Annotated in this window: 13 protein-coding genes; 5 read left to right on the forward strand and 8 right to left on the reverse strand. The window is 41.4% G+C overall.

Annotated features, from left to right (window positions below):
- Positions 1-140 precede the first annotated feature (140 nt).
- From VJ09_RS04695 to VJ09_RS18950, 3 genes are all read right to left on the reverse strand, one after another.
- Positions 141-1,907 carry an ABC transporter ATP-binding protein gene (locus VJ09_RS04695; RefSeq protein ID WP_044640462.1) on the reverse strand — a complete coding sequence of 589 codons (1,767 nt, stop codon included), beginning with the start codon at positions 1,905-1,907 and terminating at the stop codon, positions 141-143.
- A complete protein-coding gene (locus VJ09_RS04700; protein WP_044640463.1) occupies positions 1,904-3,655 on the reverse strand; it encodes an ABC transporter ATP-binding protein in 1,752 nt (583 codons plus the stop codon). Before VJ09_RS04700 ends, VJ09_RS04695 begins: the two co-directional genes overlap by 4 nt.
- Positions 3,656-3,815: 160 nt before the next feature.
- A complete protein-coding gene (locus VJ09_RS18950) occupies positions 3,816-3,941 on the reverse strand; it encodes a hypothetical protein (RefSeq protein WP_267904261.1) in 126 nt (41 codons plus the stop codon).
- 450 nt (positions 3,942-4,391) lie between these two features.
- Between VJ09_RS18950 and typA the strand changes: the two genes are divergently transcribed.
- A complete protein-coding gene (typA, locus tag VJ09_RS04705) occupies positions 4,392-6,227 on the forward strand; it encodes a translational GTPase TypA (RefSeq protein WP_044640464.1) in 1,836 nt (611 codons plus the stop codon).
- Positions 6,228-6,784: 557 nt separating this feature from the next.
- Here the strand turns inward: typA and VJ09_RS04710 are convergent.
- Both VJ09_RS04710 and VJ09_RS04715 read right to left on the reverse strand, forming a co-directional pair.
- Positions 6,785-10,135, reverse strand: a complete 3,351-nt coding sequence (locus tag VJ09_RS04710) for a DEAD/DEAH box helicase (RefSeq protein ID WP_082050408.1) — start codon at positions 10,133-10,135, stop codon at positions 6,785-6,787.
- 516 nt (positions 10,136-10,651) lie between these two features.
- Positions 10,652-11,449 (reverse strand): DUF4145 domain-containing protein, encoded by a 798-nt coding sequence (locus VJ09_RS04715; RefSeq protein ID WP_044640466.1) that lies wholly within the window; start codon positions 11,447-11,449, stop codon positions 10,652-10,654.
- 131 nt (positions 11,450-11,580) lie between these two features.
- On the opposite strand from VJ09_RS04715, the gene VJ09_RS04720 reads away from it, so the two are divergent.
- From VJ09_RS04720 to VJ09_RS04730, 3 genes are all read left to right on the forward strand, one after another.
- Positions 11,581-12,867, forward strand: a complete 1,287-nt coding sequence (locus VJ09_RS04720) for a glycoside hydrolase family 18 protein (RefSeq protein ID WP_044640467.1) — start codon at positions 11,581-11,583, stop codon at positions 12,865-12,867.
- A gap of 237 nt (positions 12,868-13,104) precedes the next feature.
- Positions 13,105-13,515, forward strand: coding sequence for a MerR family transcriptional regulator (locus VJ09_RS04725; RefSeq protein WP_044640468.1), 411 nt, complete (start codon positions 13,105-13,107; stop codon positions 13,513-13,515).
- Positions 13,516-13,519: 4 nt separating this feature from the next.
- A complete protein-coding gene (locus tag VJ09_RS04730; protein WP_044640469.1) occupies positions 13,520-14,887 on the forward strand; it encodes a vWA domain-containing protein in 1,368 nt (455 codons plus the stop codon).
- 72 nt (positions 14,888-14,959) lie between these two features.
- On the opposite strand, the gene VJ09_RS04735 is transcribed toward VJ09_RS04730, so the two are convergent.
- The 3 genes from VJ09_RS04735 to VJ09_RS04745 all read right to left on the reverse strand — a co-directional run bounded on the left by VJ09_RS04735 (position 14,960) and on the right by VJ09_RS04745 (position 18,290).
- Positions 14,960-15,604, reverse strand: coding sequence for a flavin reductase family protein (locus VJ09_RS04735; protein ID WP_044640470.1), 645 nt, complete (start codon positions 15,602-15,604; stop codon positions 14,960-14,962).
- Positions 15,601-16,776, reverse strand: coding sequence for a homogentisate 1,2-dioxygenase (locus tag VJ09_RS04740; RefSeq protein WP_044640471.1), 1,176 nt, complete (start codon positions 16,774-16,776; stop codon positions 15,601-15,603). Before VJ09_RS04740 ends, VJ09_RS04735 begins: the two co-directional genes overlap by 4 nt.
- 206 nt (positions 16,777-16,982) lie before the next feature.
- The gene (locus VJ09_RS04745; RefSeq protein ID WP_044640472.1) at positions 16,983-18,290 is read right to left on the reverse strand and encodes a helix-turn-helix domain-containing protein; all 1,308 of its coding nucleotides are present in this window, start codon (positions 18,288-18,290) and stop codon (positions 16,983-16,985) included.
- A 176-nt stretch (positions 18,291-18,466) separates the two neighbouring features.
- On the opposite strand from VJ09_RS04745, the gene VJ09_RS04750 reads away from it, so the two are divergent.
- The gene (locus VJ09_RS04750) at positions 18,467-18,772 is read left to right on the forward strand and encodes a hypothetical protein (protein WP_044640473.1); all 306 of its coding nucleotides are present in this window, start codon (positions 18,467-18,469) and stop codon (positions 18,770-18,772) included.
- Positions 18,773-18,830 lie beyond the last annotated feature (58 nt).

Below are 18,830 nucleotides of genomic sequence, written 5' to 3' on the forward strand. Positions count from 1 at the left end.
TAGAATTAAGACATATTATTATCCCCACTCAGTTGTACTGAGTGGGGATTTTTTGGTCTTCAAATGAAGTTTGGATGACATTCCGCATAATCAGTTTTTTAGCCCCACACCTATAGGGCCATTCCATAATACCGTCCTTTTTACTTTCTCATTCCCTCTATCTGCTGTGGTTCTTCTGTTCCTAACTGCAAGCTGTACATCTGATAATACAAACCTTTTTTGGCCAACAACTCTTGATGCTTCCCTCGCTCTACAATCCGTCCACGATGTAGTACGAGGATCTGATCTGCATTTTGAATGGTGGAGAGTCGATGAGCGATCGCAATCGTCGTTCGCCCACTGCGCATTTTCTCCAGAGAGCTTTGTATAATCTCCTCTGTCTCCGTATCCACACTGGCGGTAGCTTCGTCTAATACCAAAATCTTAGGCTTTCGAACCATCGTACGAGCAAAAGATAGAAGTTGTCTTTGGCCGCTAGAAAAATTGGCACCACGTTCTCGAACTGGCTCTTGATACTGATTAGGGAAAGATTCAATGAACGGGGCTGCTTGGACAAACTCTGCTGCATCCTGAATCTCTTGTCTCGTTATCTCTTTTTGATGCAGTCGAATATTATGCTCAATGTTTCCATAAAACAAGAATGGCTCTTGTAGGACATACCCTGTCTTGTTTCGAAGCTCCTCATCCGCAAATTGAGCTAAAGGCCGATTGTCCAAGTAGATTTCGCCTTTCTGTGGCTGGTAAAAGCGTAACAGCAGCTGGCTAATGGTACTTTTTCCACTACCGGTATGACCGACTAATGCCACAGTCTGACCGGGCTCTGCAACAAAGGAGATATCGTGTAAGACATCTGTTTTTCCGTCATACGAGAAGGTAACATTACGAAATTCTACTCTTCCTTCTTCAATTTGAGCATCCGCCTCTTTGTTCCCTTCTGGGGCTGGCTCTTCATGATCTAGAAGTGCAAATACACGTTCTGCTGAGACAACTGCTTGTTGTAAAGAGGTAAGTCGTTGCATAATTTCATTGATTGGCTCAAATAACCGAGTAAGCAATGTCAAAAATCCGTACATCACGCCAACCTGTACACTTGTCATAGTAGTAGATTGATGACCAAAATATAGGATAAGAAGAACTAGCGAGAGCTGTGATAGAAATTTCATAGCGGGACGCAACAGAAGTCCAAAATACCTTAAATTGGTGATTGCTGCTTGATAATGCGCTTGGTTCAACCCGTCAAACCGCTCTCGCATCCGCTTTTGTTGACGAAACGCTTGGATGATATTCATACTTTGGATCGATTCGTTTAGCTGCACGTTCATTTGACTGATCTTTTGACGTAAAGTCTGAAATGATGCCTTCGTCACTCGCTGATACGTATAGATCAAAACAAAGGCTAGCGGAAGTACAAACAGAGTATAGGTGGCTAACATTGGATCTAACAGGTACAACGTTACATAGATTCCGATAATATAGATGGCATTGTAAAGTACATTGCTCAATACAGAGATATAAAGCTCAAACAGATTCTCCGTGTCATTGGTAATCCGAGAAACAATCACACCAGCCGGAGTTCGGTCAAAGTAGGAGAGCGCATATCCCTGAACTCGGGTAAACAACTTCTCCCGAATATCACGTACCACCCAGTTGGCTAAATTCCGAAATTGGTACACTTGGAGAAAGTTAAAACCTGCAGCAATACCATGTAATAAAATAAATGCTCCAATAGATCCCCAAATCACGGTGCTATCTAACTTTTTGGGTACCAAATAGTGATCAATAAAATACGATACAAGATAAGTTCCTCCCATATCAGCTGCTGTAGCAAAGATTAAGATCGCAAATGCAATCCAGAATGCTCCTCGATATGGGCGGATATACGAGATTAAACGCCTTAGGATGCTCAAGCGATTCCCCCGCTTTCTACCAGCTTTTCTAGCTGTTGCTGTTCATACGTTTGACGGTACCAACCATTTAAACCCCATAACTCCTGATGGGTACCTCGTTCAATACATTTTCCGTCTTCCAAGACCAAGATCAGATCCGCATGTTCTACCGCACTTAAACGGTGGGCTGTAATAATGGTAGTTCTACCTTCTCTTTTGGTACGAAGCTGTTCCAAAATGTCATGTTCTGTCTGGGCATCGACTGCTGAGAGTGAGTCGTCTAAGAGTAGTACCTCTGGATGGAGGAGCAGTGCCCGAGCGATGGAGATCCGCTGCTTCTGTCCACCGGACAAGGTAACACCACGCTCTCCAACCTCTGTCTCATATCCGTCTGCAAAATGAAGAATATCCTCATGAATATGAGCCAATTTCGCATACTCTTCGACTTCTTCGTTAGTTGCTCCCGGCTTCCCAAAAGCGATATTCTCTCGGATTGTAGCAGAGAACAACACATGATCTTGTGGAACATAGCCAAGCTCACTACGTAATTTTTGTAATGGAAAATGACTTATATCATGATCCCCCCAAAAAACAGAAGCTTTGGGATCTTGAAATTCTCTCATCAATAATCGCAAAATCGTTGTTTTTCCACTTCCGGTCTTCCCTACGATCCCTAATGTCTGGCCAGGTCGTAAACAAAAACGAATGTCTTCTAATGTTGCGATCTCTTTGTCTGGATAACGAAAAGACTTTATTTCAAAACGAAGCTCCCCTTTTGGTTTAGTTTCCAACTCGGTTGAATCATCTTGGATTTCAGGTTGAATTGCTAGTAGCTTGGTGATTCGATCATAGGAGGCTTTTCCTTTTTCTAAAATATTAAAGAGATAACCAAAAGCAAACATCGGCCAGATCAACATTCCAAGATATAGGTTAAATTGAGTTAATTGACCAAGAGTTAACTCTCCATGCCAAACTTTCCACGAACCAAATCCAACAGATAGGAGAAAGGAGAGTCCCACTAGCATAATAATAGTAGGCTCATAGAGTGCATCCACTTTGGTGACTCTACGATTTTTCTCTACTACATCGGCTAAGATTTGCTTGAATTCCTTGCTCTCTGCTTTCTCCTGACCAAACGCTTTGATCACTCTCATACCAGTAATATTCTCTTGAACTTTTTCGCTCATATGAGAAAAAGCAGCTTGGGCTTTGTCATAACGTTCATGAATCCATGCTCCATAAAGATTCGATAAGTAGGCAAGAATTGGGAAAGGAATAATCGCAACCAAAGCTATTTGCCAGTCAATATAAAACATAATGCCTACTACTAAACATCCCATCACTAACGAATCAACCAGCATGAGAATGCCCTCACGTGCCGTAAGCATCACAGCCTGCACATCGTTGGTCGCATGAGCCATCAAATCTCCTGTTCGATGCTCCATAAAAAAACGTGGCGACATTCGGAGATAGTGGTCATACAACTGTTTTCGTACAACCATCCCCAGTTTATTAGCAGCTCCAAAAAGGAGAATTCGCCAAACATAACTAAATGCATAACCTACAACGGCAATAATGAGAATGACGATCGACCACTGAATTAATAAAGAATTCTCCATCTTCCCTTTTACGATGGCATCGATCACCTCTTGAGCTGCAAAAGGAGGAATCATAAAAGCCAGGTCTAGAAAGACAAGGATGGAGATCCCCCAAAGATAGCTCTTCTTTTCTTGGCGAAAAAACCAAAATAAATCTCGAAAAACTCTCAACACAATACCTCCTTTTTTGCACAGAAAAAGGCCATAGGAGTAGTCCCTATGACCGAAAAAAGTCAAAAAGACTGCTCGTAAAAGAAGCTCCCTAAAAATAGGAACCTTTCACAGAGCAGTCACTTTATTGAAATGGAGTGTGCACATTTTCAGATAATAATTACACAACCCTCTCCATAGAAGCATCTACTCTGTTTTGGGGGAACAACTTGGAATCTGTTGTGGTAGCGATGATGATTTGTGTGATGACATCAGCGACAATCATGCCTGTTTTGTTGATCCTCATAGTGTAGAGCCTCCTTTTTGGAAAGTTAATCTAAGATATGTATATCATACCGGAAAGATGACAATTTTGTAAATGTTTTTGCCAATTTGATTTTTGAGTTTTTGTATACAATTTTCTAAATCTCGTTTTAACTTTCCCTCGTTTTTCTCGCTTTTGCCCAAATCCCTTCCCCACTGATAATCACCTACATGTAAAAATATTTTGTCCTCCTGTTAATATTTGCACCTAATAACCACTAATTTCATTCATCCTATTTTATCTGTTGCTGCTCGTCCCTAGATTTCATAATATTTTCCCTCAATAAATTGTGTTCATTTCTTACAACTTTTCCCCTTTCCCACTGTCTCCCTACTATCTTTCCCTATATCAACTATGGTACGATTCACTTTGGATATTTTTATAGAACGCAACAGTAAGGAGGACAAGGGTAAAAGAGTACCCTTGGAGATCATGAAACCAGAACAAATCCGTAATATTGCGATTATCGCACACGTAGACCACGGCAAAACAACGTTGGTCGACTCGATGCTAAAACAAAGCCGCGTGTTCCGTGAAAACCAACAAGTAGACGAGCGCGTAATGGATTCCAACGCATTGGAGCGAGAGCGTGGAATCACGATTCTCTCCAAGAACACGGCGATTGAGTATAAAGGAATCAAGATTAATATTGTAGATACTCCTGGTCACGCTGACTTTGGAGGAGAAGTAGAACGCGTTATGAATATGGTAGATGGCGTTCTTCTTTTGGTTGATTCCGTTGAAGGACCGATGCCACAGACCAAATTTGTACTGCGCAAAGCACTGGAAAAAGGTCACAAAGTAATACTGGTGATCAACAAGATCGACCGTGCCAATGCTCGTCCTGAGTATGTGGTGAATAAAACATATGACCTCTTTATTGACCTCGGAGCAGATGATGAGCAAATTGAATTCCCTATCATCTATGCTAGTGGTTTGAGTGGTACAGCTGGTACTGAGCCAGATCAACTTACAGAGAACATGGAGCCTCTTTTTGAAGAGATCCTTTCCTATGTTCCATCTCCATCTGTGGATCCAGAAGGACCTACCCAGATCCAAGCAACTCTCTTAGGCTACGATGATTACAAAGGGCAGATTGTCATTGGACGTCTAGAGCGAGGTAGCATCAAAAAGAACCAATCCCTAGCACTGCTCTCCGCAGATGGTAGTAAAAAAATGGTTCGTGCTGGACAAGTATACACCCACCAAGGCTTAGGACGTTCGGAAGCAGAGGAAGTCTTTGCAGGAGATATTATCGCCATCTCTGGTCATGGTGAAGCAGGAATCGGGGATACCCTCTGTGATCCAGAACACTTGGATGCACTGCCTGCGATCACCGTGGAAGAACCAACTCTTCGGATGACGTTTGGGGTAAACACTAGTCCATTTGCCGGCCAAGACGGAGAATTCCTCACCAGCCGCAAAATTCGGGAACGACTTTATCGTGAAGCTGAGAAAGATGTGGCGCTTCGTGTAGAGGATACCGATTCAGCCGATAACTTCATGGTCTCTGGTCGTGGTGAACTTCATCTCGGCATCCTAATCGAAAATATGCGTCGGGAAGGTTACGAGTTCCAAGTCTCCAAACCGGAAGTAATCATTCGAGAGATCAACGGCAAAAAGCACGAACCAGTCGAAACAGTCGAGATCGAAGTAAGTAGTGAAGCACAAGGTGCTGTCGTAGAACTTCTTGGACGCCGTAAAGGGCAACTACAAGATATGACCGTATTAGAGAATGGAAATATCCACTTCTCCTATCTTGTCCCTTCTCGCGGTCTGCTTGGATTCCGTCAGCAATTGCTTACTGCAACCAAAGGAGAAGCGATCATGAACAGCTTATTAGCTGGTTATGAACCATTTGCAGGTGCGATCGACAACCATGACTTTGGTTCCTTAGTCGCATGGGAAACTGGTACTGCTACCACCTATGCCCTGCATGCTGCTCAAGACCGTGGCCATCTCTACATCAGTCCTGGAACAGAAGTATACGAAGGTATGGTCGTCGGTGAGCATATCCGCGAAAATGATCTAGAAGTAAACGTATGTAAGAAGAAACATCTAACCAGTATCCGTAGCGCAACCAAAGAAGAAGCACTTCGTTTGGATACACCTCGCCAAATGAGCATCGATGAAGCAATCGAAATCTTGAAAGACGATGAGCTTCTTGAAGTTACTCCAGCTACCTTCCGTCTCCGGAAGAAATATCTGGCGAAAAACGAGCGAGCGAAAATGGCAAAAGACAAAAAATATAAAGCAGAACGTGCTTAATAAATAACAAAAAGCAAGGTCGACTGAGTTATTGTCTACCTTGCTTTTTCTTTTAAAAAATCTATCCAAATCAAAAATGCACTGAGTGACAGGACTCAGCGCATCCCTCCTGACCTATATTAGATGAGGAGTGTTCATTCTCTTTATGCAGAAAAACCAGTTGCTGTACAGTTATTGCAGTCGTATGTTCCACCAGATCCCGATACATTGCTAGATCCACAGTGCGGGCATCTAGGCTTTCTTGCAATTACTAATTCGCTTAACTTTTTTATATATTTTCCTCCTAATGTTTCCATCAGAAGGCGGACAACAATACCTAGTTCATTTTGGAGAATGAAGGCACGGTTGTCCAGCCACCTGAATGGTTAGTGGACAACCGTCCCTACATAGAAGTATACCTTGACTTATCTAATATTACTTTTCGAATTGTTACCGTTTTGTTTCTACTCACTCAGTTTATATCTATGGACTAAAGTATCTCCGGAATTTTTCCATAACGTATCTAAGAGAAAAAGCAAAAAAGCGGTCATTATAACGCCCACTTTTTTGCTTTTTTATTATGCCAAATCTAAAATTTCTCGAATATCTGCTTCGCTTAAGGAAGTTAACATTTGTTCCCCTGGGTGAATGACCTGATCAAACAAAGATTTCTTCTTTTGTTGTAAATCATATATTTTTTCTTCAATCGTACCTTTGGCGATTAACCTATGCACCTGAACCAACTTGGTTTGACCCATACGGTGGGCACGATCTACCGCCTGTTGTTCGACAGCTGGGTTCCACCATAGATCATATAGGATGACCGTATCAGCACCTGTTAAATTCAATCCTGTTCCACCGGCTTTCAGCGAGATTAAAAAGAGATTTTTTTCTCCATCATTAAAACGCTCTACCTTCTCTAAGCGCTCTTTACTTGGAGTTCGTCCATCTAAATAGTGAAACTCCCTGTTATCTTCGAGCAACCGTTCACGAATCAAGGCCAACATACTAGTAAACTGAGAGAAAACAAGTACACGATGACCATTGTTTAGTAATTCATTGAGTAGCTCAAAAAACTGATCAAACTTTCCTGAATCGCTTGTGTAATTTTCTATAAAAAGAGCAGGATGACAACAAAGTTGACGAAGTCGAGTTAATCCAGCCAGCACTTTCATTCTGCTTTTTTGGAATCCATCTGTTCGTAAAGATTGTTCTGTATCCTTTTGAATCTTTTTTAAGGTTGCTAAATAAAGCTTTTTTTGTTCTGTAGTCAGTTCCGAGAACTGGACCGATTCAATTTTATCCGGTAGTTCAGTTAATACATCTTGTTTCATTCGACGTAAAATAAACGGACTCACTCGTTTCGCAATTTGATCGGGTGATAGTCTGTGAAACTCTTTTTGACTGGGGAATAGTCCTGGTAAAACTACATCAAAAATGGACCATAATTCGTTTAACGTATTTTCAATCGGTGTACCACTCAAGGCAAAACAAGTACCCGAGCGGATACGCTTAACAGCCTGAAACGTCTGGGATTGCTGATTCTTAAAAGATTGGGCTTCATCAAGGATCAGCGTTTGAAAAGTACGTTGCTCGTACCTGTCGATATCACGACGAAGTAACGGGTACGAAGTGATGATCACATCGATACCAGTGAAATCTTGGAGTAATTTTTCACGTTCTTCCCTGTTTCCTGCAATAACGATTGTGTTTAGCTGTGGAGCAAAACGAGCACACTCTCTCTCCCAATTGTAAATCAGCGAAGCAGGTGTTATGACAAGCGCTGGAACTCGTGGTGAATCATGTTCCTCTAGTTCAGAAACCATATAAGCCAATGCTTGTATTGTTTTCCCTAATCCCATATCATCGGCTAAAATACCACCAAATCGATAATGAGATAACATTTTCATCCACTGAAATCCGAAATGTTGGTAGTCTCTAAGAATCGGACCGATAGAGGATGGAGCTGAGAACTCCAGATTTTCCGGATCTTTGATATTCCGGATCAATCGTCGAAAATGTTGTCCTTTCTTTATCCCGATTCCTTGTGGACCTTCGGACAACTCGTCCAACTGAAAAGCTCGATAGACAGGAAGTTTCAGCTTGCCATCATGGATGTAAGGTTGCTTTCTTGCCTCTTCCTGAAGAAATATACGTAATGGCTCCGTCACCTCGTTTTGCAAGGGAACAAAAGCTCCACTAGGCAAACGAAAATATGATTTCTTTTCAATAAACGCTTTTAAAATACTGGTAAGCTCTTCTTCCTCTACATTTGGCATATCAAAATGGAATTCTAGCCAATTGGTCGACGAATCGATGTCAACTTGAGGAGCAGGACGATCCTTTGGTTCAATAAAAATCTGCTGTACCGAATGATCCATGTAAATCTCAGCTAGTGATTCCAATTGTGTGAGGTTGTTATATAAGAAACGATATAAGGCAGCTTCATGGTCGAGATAAAGTTCTTGACCATTATATTTAAAATCGGCTTGTTCAAAGATATTCATAATTTGCTGCTCTTTTTCTGTATCACGAATAAGAATCTTGTCGCTTTGGTTCTGTATTTCGTCTTGAACCATTGGTTTCACGGTTGTCTCACCATAATGATACATAATGTTGGCTGTCAACCGCTCTTCGTCTTCATTCTCCCATTTGTAATCTAGAATAATCTCCGCTTTCAAAGGGACTTGTACGATTTTACGAGTAACATTTGAATCTACCGTCAAGCGACTCTCTTTTTTCAATACTGGTAATACAGCAGATGTAAATTCTTCCATCTGGTTTGGGGTAATGAGTAACTTTTGGTTTGGCATATGTTGAACTTGGTAATGCAGTGGAAAGACCAATTCTTTTTGCAATCGGGTAAGCTTATAAATTTTACCCGAAGCAAAGCAATAGCCATCTTCTGATAACAGAGCAAGCTCATGTGAAGTTTCTTGTGGATTGGATGAATCTTCATCACTACTTTGGGATTGCAATACAAAGTAATCACCCTGTTCATCTAAAGAAAAAGAAACAGGACACTCATTTTCTATCACTGGTATTTGGGTATACTCTTTTCCATTATGCTCAAGCAGATACCGTCCCTCTGGTAGGAGTTGCAAGAACGATGCAATCTCATTCGGTGGAATAATTAACATACGCTCATTCGTTGGATCCCCGCCCCACGGATGAAGCAATCGCTGATAAAGACGCTCGTTTTGCTCTAGAACAAGTAAAAATCGTAACATCTTTTCATCTTCTGCTGTTAAGCGATGCAAAGTAGGATCATAAGTATAATGTTTGGTAAAAACCAATGGATTTTGTTCTTTAAAAGCTTTCAAAAAGTCATGGATGTTTTTTACGACATATAGTCGTTCCGTACCCACTTTCAACTGCACAGTCAACCACATATCGAGCTCATCATCTTGGGCTGTAGTTAACCCCAGTTTGTACTCAACAGATAATATCTCATTAAAAGAGGTACCAGACATGTTCAATCTCTCATGTTGAAACCGTCTGATCAAATTATGAATCGCTTGCTGATTACGATCTAAGACTGCACGAGGAGAAGAATTAGCAATCCTCGAATGAATTGTTCCCTGGCGTTGGACACTTTTCTTCGTCCAGTTGTGTAGCTGCCCACTCTGATCGTAGTATTCACAGCAGAGCAACAAGGCAGCAACGATATGTTTACAATGACCATCATAGGAATAATATGCTCGACAAGAGCATTCAGCATCTTCTACATGATTATGTGTATCGACAAAGATCAACACTTCATAGGTTTCTTGGCCAGTTACCTTGGCACGGTAGATGTTAGAGTGATCAGGATCAACCCTTATCTCTTCCACCCGACCATTTTCAAAGTAGGCAATCCCTCGTTGATACACTGTCCGGCTTGCACTTAATTTCTGTATTTCTGATTTATTTATATTAGGTGTCATCATTTCACCAACTCAATCTGAGGTTTGTACTTGGAATTAATAGTTACACAGTCCATCCTATATCATAACATGCTACAAAAACAAAGAATCCAGATGATCCAATCATAAAACGAACAACCACAATTGCTTTCGCATGGCATGGTAAAATAAATAGTCCAGCGACAGTTAGGTGTGGATTCCTCTACCTAGCAATTTATTGATGCAATAAATTAACGTTGACGTTAACGTTTCACATCAACCGGCACTGCGCTACTTAGGCAGCACCTATCGTCTACGGGGGCTGTTCAGTGGCATCACCATGGAGTTACCTCTGGAGCTTATAACTTTGTCCGTTGGATGGGTGGAGCGATCGCACCTCTCCTATCTGGAGTGATTGGGCACGCGGAATGGTTGTAGCAATAGCAGGTATCATAATATTATGGAAAGTAGCAATATCTAGACAGGAAAATCAGTAATAGAATCTCAAGTTAATAAAAAAAGCGGGAACCTACTTTGACCAGTAGAGTTTCCGCTTTTTTATCAAATTGGATTTATAGTCACCATTGGATCGCTGCTATGTTTCCCCATCAAATACCAAGCAGTTTCGTTCTTTGTAGCCTTTCCACCTTTGGGCATATATTTAAAATAAATCTTTTGCGCTTTCAACGGAAATAGGATTTCATTTAACTCCCATCCACCCAATACCCAGAGATTTCCGCCTTTGACGCGCTTATCGATTAATTGACATCCTTTGGCGACTAAATAATCAGAAAGTGATTGATGATCGGAATTGATAGACTTTTGGTCTCCTGACTGAAGTTGAATCGTCGCACTAGTAGTCGCTTTCGCTAATTCAGCCTGTAAAACTTGCTGGATCGTATCTTTCACCCATTGTTGTATCTCCTCCTTCTCAATGCTAGGAGGGGCTGTGGGGATTCGATATGCAGGTGCTTCGAATTCAATCGAACCATAGCTCTCATAAAACCAACTAGATATGTCATACAACGCACGGTGAGTCTCTAACGCTTTCTCAATCGATTCTTGATTCAAACCATGTGCAGCTCGGTTCCCGCTTTTGCGAATCGTTTCCCATTGTTGATAGATTTCATCTGGTAAATACCCACTTGATCCCAGGAACTGTAATCGTTCAAAATGTGTCTGGTTGCGAGCAATACTGATATTTTCCACATGATACACTTCTAAGAGGAGTTTCTCTGCTAGCGTTCTAGCAGTTACGAGAGCACTTAATGGATCAGTATAAAGTTTTTTCTCTATTTGGCTCCCAGCCTGACTATATTCATCTTGAATAGTACCTAAAAACGAGAATAGATTGTCCATTTTATGACCCTTTCTCTAAACAAAGTAAACCAACAAGTCTATTATATTAGAATTTTTCCATACTGGACGATAAACTCCTACCCATTTCTTTGCATATAATGCACAAAAGAGCGGATCGAGGAGTGAATAGTTTGCAGATCTATGTAGTACAACGTGGTGATTCTCTATACCGAATCGCTCGTAACTTTGGACTCACCGTAGAACAAATTCAGACAGCCAACGAGATTCCCAATCCAACTGATCTCGTGGTCGGACAGACCATCGTGATCCCAACCATAGGAAATGTCCACATCGTTCGTGCAGGAGACACCCTTTATCGGATTGGAAGACGATATGGAATCTCTCCACAAGAATTAGCGAGAGCAAACCGTATTCCCCTCTACTTTCCACTATCCATTGGACAACGTATCTACATCCCCCCACGCTACAAGCCAATCAAAGAAGCCAATGCATATGCGGATGTTCCCGTGCGTGTCCCAGAGAATGTTGAAGAAGATACCCGAAAAAATGCAAAAGACCTCACCTATCTCTCCATCTTTAGTTATCAAGTGCAAGATGATGCATCCCTAAATGCTCCAGCTCTTGGCACACTTCCTCAAATAGCACAAGCCAATCGCACCTTGCTTATGATGGTGGTCACCAACATACGACAAGACCAATTTGATCGAGAGTTAGGAAGAAAGATTGTAACCGATGGATCTTTCCAAGATCGCCTTTTAAACAATATTATCCGAATTGCCCGGGAACAGGGTTATGGAGATATCCATTTTGATCTAGAATTCCTCCCAGAAGAGACAAGAGAAGACTATAATCAGTTCCTACGGAAGGCAGCTACACGGCTCCGTGCTGAAGGTCTCATGATCTCGACTGCCCTCGCTCCCAAAACGAGTCGTGCACAGACTGGCGCTTGGTATACAGCTCATGATTACCGTGCTCATGGACAGATCGTAGACTATGTCGTCTTGATGACCTATGAGTGGGGTTATAGTGGTGGGCCTCCTATGGCTGTCTCTCCTCTTCCTGAAGTGAGAAGGGTGGTGGAATATGCTGTTAGTGAAATCCCACCAAGTAAAATCATGTTAGGACAAAATCTTTATGGTTATGATTGGACACTTCCTTATCGACCGGGCAATCCCCCTGCTGAAGCACTTAGCCCCCAACGGGCCATTGAACTGGCAGCTCGGGAGAATGTCGAGATCAAGTATGACTATGAAGACCAAGCACCACATTTTGACTATCGCGATGATCAAGGAAGAGCACATAAGGTCTGGTTTGAAGATGCTCGCTCGATCCAAGCCAAATTTGACCTGATCAAGGAATTTGGTCTACGTGGGATTTCCTATTGGAAGCTAGGTCTACCTTTTCCGCAAAATTGGTTGCTCTTGACAGATAATTTCCGAATTCGCAAACGCCGCTAAACAAAGAAATCGGTCTAAAGAATAACTTGAAGTTACAACTCTTCTTTCATTATCAGATAAGTGCCTGCCCTTTCGTTAGACTAAAATAACTAGGTCAAAAACGAAAAATGGAATATACAAAAAACTATGGTGGGTATCCCTACCCCATAGTTTTCTATTTTTCTAAAAAGTATTTACTTTCTCCTGATAGTACAGTAAACTGTACTTACATTTAACTGTAATTGGAGGTTTCACGAAATGAATACTTATACTGCCGAACAACTAACTACCCTCCTCCAATCTGAAGGCTATCCAATTGAGCTACGTACAGTGAAGTACTACGCCCAACTTGGAATCCTTTCGGAACGTCCCAAATGGAATGGACGAAAAGTGTTTGTAGAAAAGCACTTGGATGAATTACGCGCCATCCTAACTTTAAAGCGGACAGGCAAGAATCTAACCGAAATTAAAGAGCTCCTCCCAACTCAAACAGCTAGTTCACTCAAAAAACTCTCTTCTCAACGTTCCTATATTTCAGCAGATTATTTATTGGAATATGAAACCGTGGCTGTACATCCTCAGATCAACGTCCAGTTTCATCAAGAAACCCCCGAAAAGTTAAAGACAAAGGTTGTCCAAGCTATCCAAAAAGCAACTCAGGAGGAATGAGATTATGTTACAACTTCATCTGGTGAAAGAGAAAATGGAACAACAAGAAGGATTAAACCACCTCATCATGCAGGTATCCCCTCAACCGACTGAAGAGAAGCAAGTGGATCGCATGCCCCATACCATCGTTTTATTAATCGATAATTCAGGAAGTATGTCCGAAACAGCTAATGTGGGAGAACCCATAACTAGATCTACTAGCCAGACCTCAGCAAGAATGAGTTTTGCCGACCAAGTAAAAAAGCTAATGAGAACATCATCCCAAAACACCTCCTCCCCCCAACCTTTACATAGACAAGAAGTGAGTACCAAATTAGATTATGTGAAAGATGCAGCAATTGCCCTAATAGATCAACTCCATGATGGTGATTCCGTCTCTGTCATCACCTTTTCCAGCTATGCTGATCTGGTTCAGCCTCTTATTCGCTTAACTCCTAATTCTCGAAAAGCGGTCAAAGAATTGGTCCGCCAAATTCAGGTTTCGGGTGCTACCAATATTAGTGCTGCACTAGAGATCGCCAAGACAGAACTAGCCAAAGTCGATCCAAAGCATCATACACGATGTCTCCTTTTATCAGATGGAGAAGCCAACAATGGTATAACCGAAGTAGATGAGATGGCAACATTTTTAGGGGACTATCGCAAAGCTCATTGGATGGTCTCTACGATCGGAGTAGGCGTTACCTACAATAGTTTCTTTATGGAAAATATTGCAACCAGTACCGGTGGGGCTTTCTATCATCTAAAAGAGATGAATCAACTATCGGACATCTTCCAAGAAGAGCTCTCCTCCTTACGAACTGCCACTACCCGTCATGCAAAACTTTCGGTTACGGCAACAGGTGGTGTTCAGGTGGGAATCAACCTAAATGGATACTATGAATCAGAAGCAGGGCAGCTTTTCCTTGGGAATCTCTTATATGAACAAGATATTGTGGTAGAGTTAGTAACCTCTCAAACCAAAGAATCACAGTCTCAAATTCAAGTATCCTTCACTTTTGAATCTGACCAAGGTCTCCAAACAATCAGTCAAACCATTTCTCTTCCCCTTGTAACAGATGACGATATGGACGAAGTCAACATTGACCTTAAGTGGGCAGCATTAGTAGAAGAGCTAATGGATGCCTCCATTCAAAAAAATGCCGTGAAAGCTACCGAAACACGAGATCAAAAAGTGTTTTCCCAAACACAGCAAGACTCTCTTCATCGAGCAGATCGCTATGATCAGACTTATTCCAAGGCTAGAAAAGCTTCTCTCAAGGATAAAACACAAGACCTCTTCTCGTCCCTTCAAAAACCTGAAAATCAGTTTGGAGAAAGTGTGAAGAGCATGTATGATATGAGCTACCGTACACAAAGAAGAAGAAAATAACATAACCACCTAGATAAAAGGAACCCAAGAGCACCAGTGCATCGATACTGGATACGCTTGGGTTTCTTTTTTTCATTTTTTCTTATACTCTTCCCACTGCTCCACACTCATCCGTGGCATAGAAAACGTCTTTCCTATTTTTCCATATGTTGTACCTGCGAGTCTTCCTACAGGTGCTAGTTTTTCCGTATCAATCCGCCCCTGCTCATACAACTCTTCTGCTACATGGAACCGAACTACCTCTCCAATCAAAAAATCCGAATTAGGAGCCTCAGCGGTACCTCCTAATTCAACTACTTGATGAAGTATACATTCCATCTGGATGGGACTCTCTACAATTCGAGGTACGCTAATTTCCTCACTAGGAACGAACGTAAAGCCTACTTTTTCTGCCTCACTTACATCCGCAGGAAAATCGGTTGCTGTCTCATTGACTTCCTGCACATTTTGCTCTGTCACCACATGAACGACAAACTCTCCTGTTTCCACGATGTTTCGAGAAGTATCTTTTTGCACTCCTCCCGGCTTTCGATTTACGGTAAAGCCGATCATTGGTGGCTCGGTACTAACGACTGTATAAAAACTAAACGGAGCAGCATTGACTGTTCCATCTACCGCCTTACTGGTAACAAACGCAATCGGACGTGGGAGAACGGTTCCTATCAGCAATTTATAGTTATCTTGTTTTGTTTGATCTGTCGGATTGATCGATTTCAACTAGTGCTCTCTCCTTTATTTGGATTCCAAGTATACATATACCCTGGATCCTCCGCTGCTAATGCCTCCTTTGTTACATAGAGTGGCTGGAACGTATCTACCATCACAGCTAGTTCCTCTGTTCTCGTTTTCCCGAGACTTGCTTCCACCTTTCCCGGATGAGGACCATGTGGAATCCCACTTGGATGAAGCGTCAGCGATGCTTGGCGAATCCCTTTTCGCGACATAAAGTTCCCCTTCACATAATAGAGAACCTCATCACTATTGACGTTACTATGATAATACGGCGCAGGAATGGCAAGTGGATGATAATCATACATCCGAGGCACAAAAGAACAAACCACAAAGTTATTTCCTTGGAATGTCTGATGAACAGGTGGTGGCTGGTGAATCGATCCCGTGATCGGTTCAAAATCATAGATCGAAAAGGCATATGGATAAAGATAACCATCCCACCCCACCACATCGAGTGGATGATAATCATATCGATAAGCTTGCAGCTGACCACGCGCTTTGACTCGCACCTCAAAGTCCCCATTTTCCATTACTGGTTGGACATCCTGCGGCGAACGAAAATCTCGCTCACAGAAAGGACTATGTTCCATTAACTGACCAAACTCATTCCGATAGCGCTTGGGTGTATTGATCTCCCCAGTTGTCTCCAAGACGAGAAATCTGCTATCCTCGGACTCCAGACGATAGCGGTAAGTAGTTCCTACCGGGATGACCAGATAATCGCCCTCTTTATATGGGATTTCCCCAAATACGGTCTCCAATACCCCATGCCCTTCATGGACAAAATGAAGTTCATCTCCATCACTATTACGGAAAAAATATTTCATCTCCTCTGTTGGGGTCACCGTCGCCATCGTCACATCTTGATTGGCAAGCCAGTATTGCCTTCCCTCGACCATATCTCCCTGCTTGGAAATCTCAGAAGTGAAAAAATGCCGATGCCGATTGGCTCCCACATCTGATAACGGAATCTCCCAATCCCGGATCTTGGTCACTTCCCGAACCTGAGTAGGAGGATGGACATGGTATAAAATCGACTGCATCCCAGAAAAACCTTTGGTTCCCATTACTTGCTCCCGATAAAGCTCCCCATCTGGCTTACGAAACTGCGTATGACGTTTTGGCGGTACTTGCCCTACACGTTGATAAAATGGCATCAAAACCCCTCGCTCTCCTCAAAAGTAAGCGTTTTCAAATTCTATTTTATCAGAGGAGGGGGAATATTAACAAAAAAACCACTCGCTTGGAGTGATTTGATTGGTTTGTGGTTATATTTGGAATTTCACCTATGTAGTGGGCTACCTTCTGGTGGGTCCACTTGTGCATAAATATCAAATTTCATCATGAGATATTTGCCCTCCTTTTAATCTGTTGCCTGTAATCTTACTTCAACTCTAAAGTAATCTTCAAGATGTTTTTGAAACTGGTCTTTACTCAAATGATTTTCACACTTACAAATACGAAAAAGCACCTCTTTTTCCTGTTTTAAAGACATTTCCTCTCTTGCTAATTGGAGAGCGCTGTTATATTTTTCGATAGCATCATCTAAACTATCTTGTTCATAGTAACAATCCCCCAGAGTAATAAGAAGATCGATCAGTGCAAAACGGGAGTTCGTTTCATTGCCTATTACGATTGCCTTTTCTATTAGATGACGGGCTTCATCCATTCTATTCTGCTTGATATAAAGCTTGCTTAGTTGAGTGTAGGCAGTGATTAGCAAATACCGCTTTTTAATCTCGATATCCAATGCATTTAAAAAGCAATTTTCTGCAAATTCCCATTCATTGACATGGATATATATTTCCCCTAGATATACCCACAGTTCAAAAGATCGCTCATGTTGGCGATTTAACCTCGCCATTCTAAGTCCTTGTTTCGCACATTCTATTGCTTCCTCATATTTTTTCAGTTTGATTAATGTTTTAATTCTAATTTCAAAAACACCTAAGGCAACTTCATGTGACTCCAATTGATAGACACGAGGCCATAGTTCATCTAATACCCTGATTACCTCATCTATTTTATTTAAGCGTTCCGAGTATATAGCCTTTCCTACCAGTAAAATATCTCTGTAATAAAGCCTTTCTCCATCAAGAATAAAATTTTCAAGACCTACTTCAACACACCTTAGAGCTTGTTCTAAGTTATTTGTGAAATAGGAAACCCGGCTAAGCTCATATTGACATGCTGAAAATAGGTTAATGTGTTTGATGTCTGGATTACTCTCCAAAATACGAATAGCTTCATATAAAGATTTTGTTGCTTTTTCCCAGTCCCGGATTCGAATATAGTATTTTGCCTTTAGGTAATTCACAATTGTCATAAATGGGTCTGTCTTTTCTAGTTGAATCTGCTTTAACTTTTTCCAACCTTTATGATGGTCTAAATCCAAAATGTGCTCAACCGATTCCAATTTCCACTTAATATCCTCTCGATGACTCCGCTGTGTTGCAATCAGCTTCGTCAGTTCCGTCTCCTCAATCCCAAGCTTATGTATTAGATAGTGCCTTTTATCTTCTGCCACATTGGTTTTGCCTAGTTCGATATTGCTAATAGTAGAAACAGAGATATTCTCATCTGCCAAATCCTCCAGACGATAGTTCTGCTCTTTTCGTTTAAGCCGAAGGTAATTACCCAACTCTAGGCTGCTGATTTGTGATATCTGCATAACGTCCCCAACTTTCTATTAAAATGATAAAAATTACACCATATATCCTAAAAGCTAATTGTTTGATATTAAAATTCGCACGCACCTAACAACGAAAATAAAAATTATTAATATTTGTAAAATTGTATCTAATCCCTTTATAATTAAGGCATGTCCCACTTTGATAGGAGGTTCCAATGATACGTTTATTAATAGAAGGCGATCAAACACAAATCGAGAATTTTATTAGAAGTTTTGAAAATCTAACAAACTATCAAACCTACAGCAAGAGTATCTTGACCAATAAAGACAACTTCTCCGATGTACGTTTCTCTTGTTATATTCGTTCGAGACATCTTCCAAAGAAACACAATCTCACCAACATCTCCTTAACATGCGCCAATGGAGAACAATTCCAGATTAACCTAACAGACTGCCAGATCGTCCAGATCGAGCCAGACAAAACCATTATCTGCGGCAAAAACTATGACATCTTTGCTTAGCGGTAGTTATGTAGGTTGTGATTCCTAGTTATTCTACTTGTTAACTTGTTTTCCTGTT

This window comes from Risungbinella massiliensis, assembly GCF_000942395.1.
Lineage (GTDB): Bacteria > Bacillota > Bacilli > Thermoactinomycetales > Thermoactinomycetaceae > Risungbinella > Risungbinella massiliensis.

Coding starts and splice junctions, on each gene's coding strand:
- VJ09_RS18950 (WP_267904261.1), bottom strand. CDS start 3,941: ATGAGGATCAACAAAACAGGCATGATTGTCGCTGATGTCATCACACAA.
- typA (WP_044640464.1), top strand. CDS start 4,392: ATGAAACCAGAACAAATCCGTAATATTGCGATTATCGCACACGTAGAC.
- VJ09_RS04710 (WP_082050408.1), bottom strand. CDS start 10,135: ATGATGACACCTAATATAAATAAATCAGAAATACAGAAATTAAGTGCA.
- VJ09_RS04715 (WP_044640466.1), bottom strand. CDS start 11,449: ATGGACAATCTATTCTCGTTTTTAGGTACTATTCAAGATGAATATAGT.
- VJ09_RS04725 (WP_044640468.1), top strand. CDS start 13,105: ATGAATACTTATACTGCCGAACAACTAACTACCCTCCTCCAATCTGAA.
- VJ09_RS04730 (WP_044640469.1), top strand. CDS start 13,520: ATGTTACAACTTCATCTGGTGAAAGAGAAAATGGAACAACAAGAAGGA.
- VJ09_RS04740 (WP_044640471.1), bottom strand. CDS start 16,776: ATGCCATTTTATCAACGTGTAGGGCAAGTACCGCCAAAACGTCATACG.
- VJ09_RS04745 (WP_044640472.1), bottom strand. CDS start 18,290: ATGCAGATATCACAAATCAGCAGCCTAGAGTTGGGTAATTACCTTCGG.
- VJ09_RS04750 (WP_044640473.1), top strand. CDS start 18,467: ATGATACGTTTATTAATAGAAGGCGATCAAACACAAATCGAGAATTTT.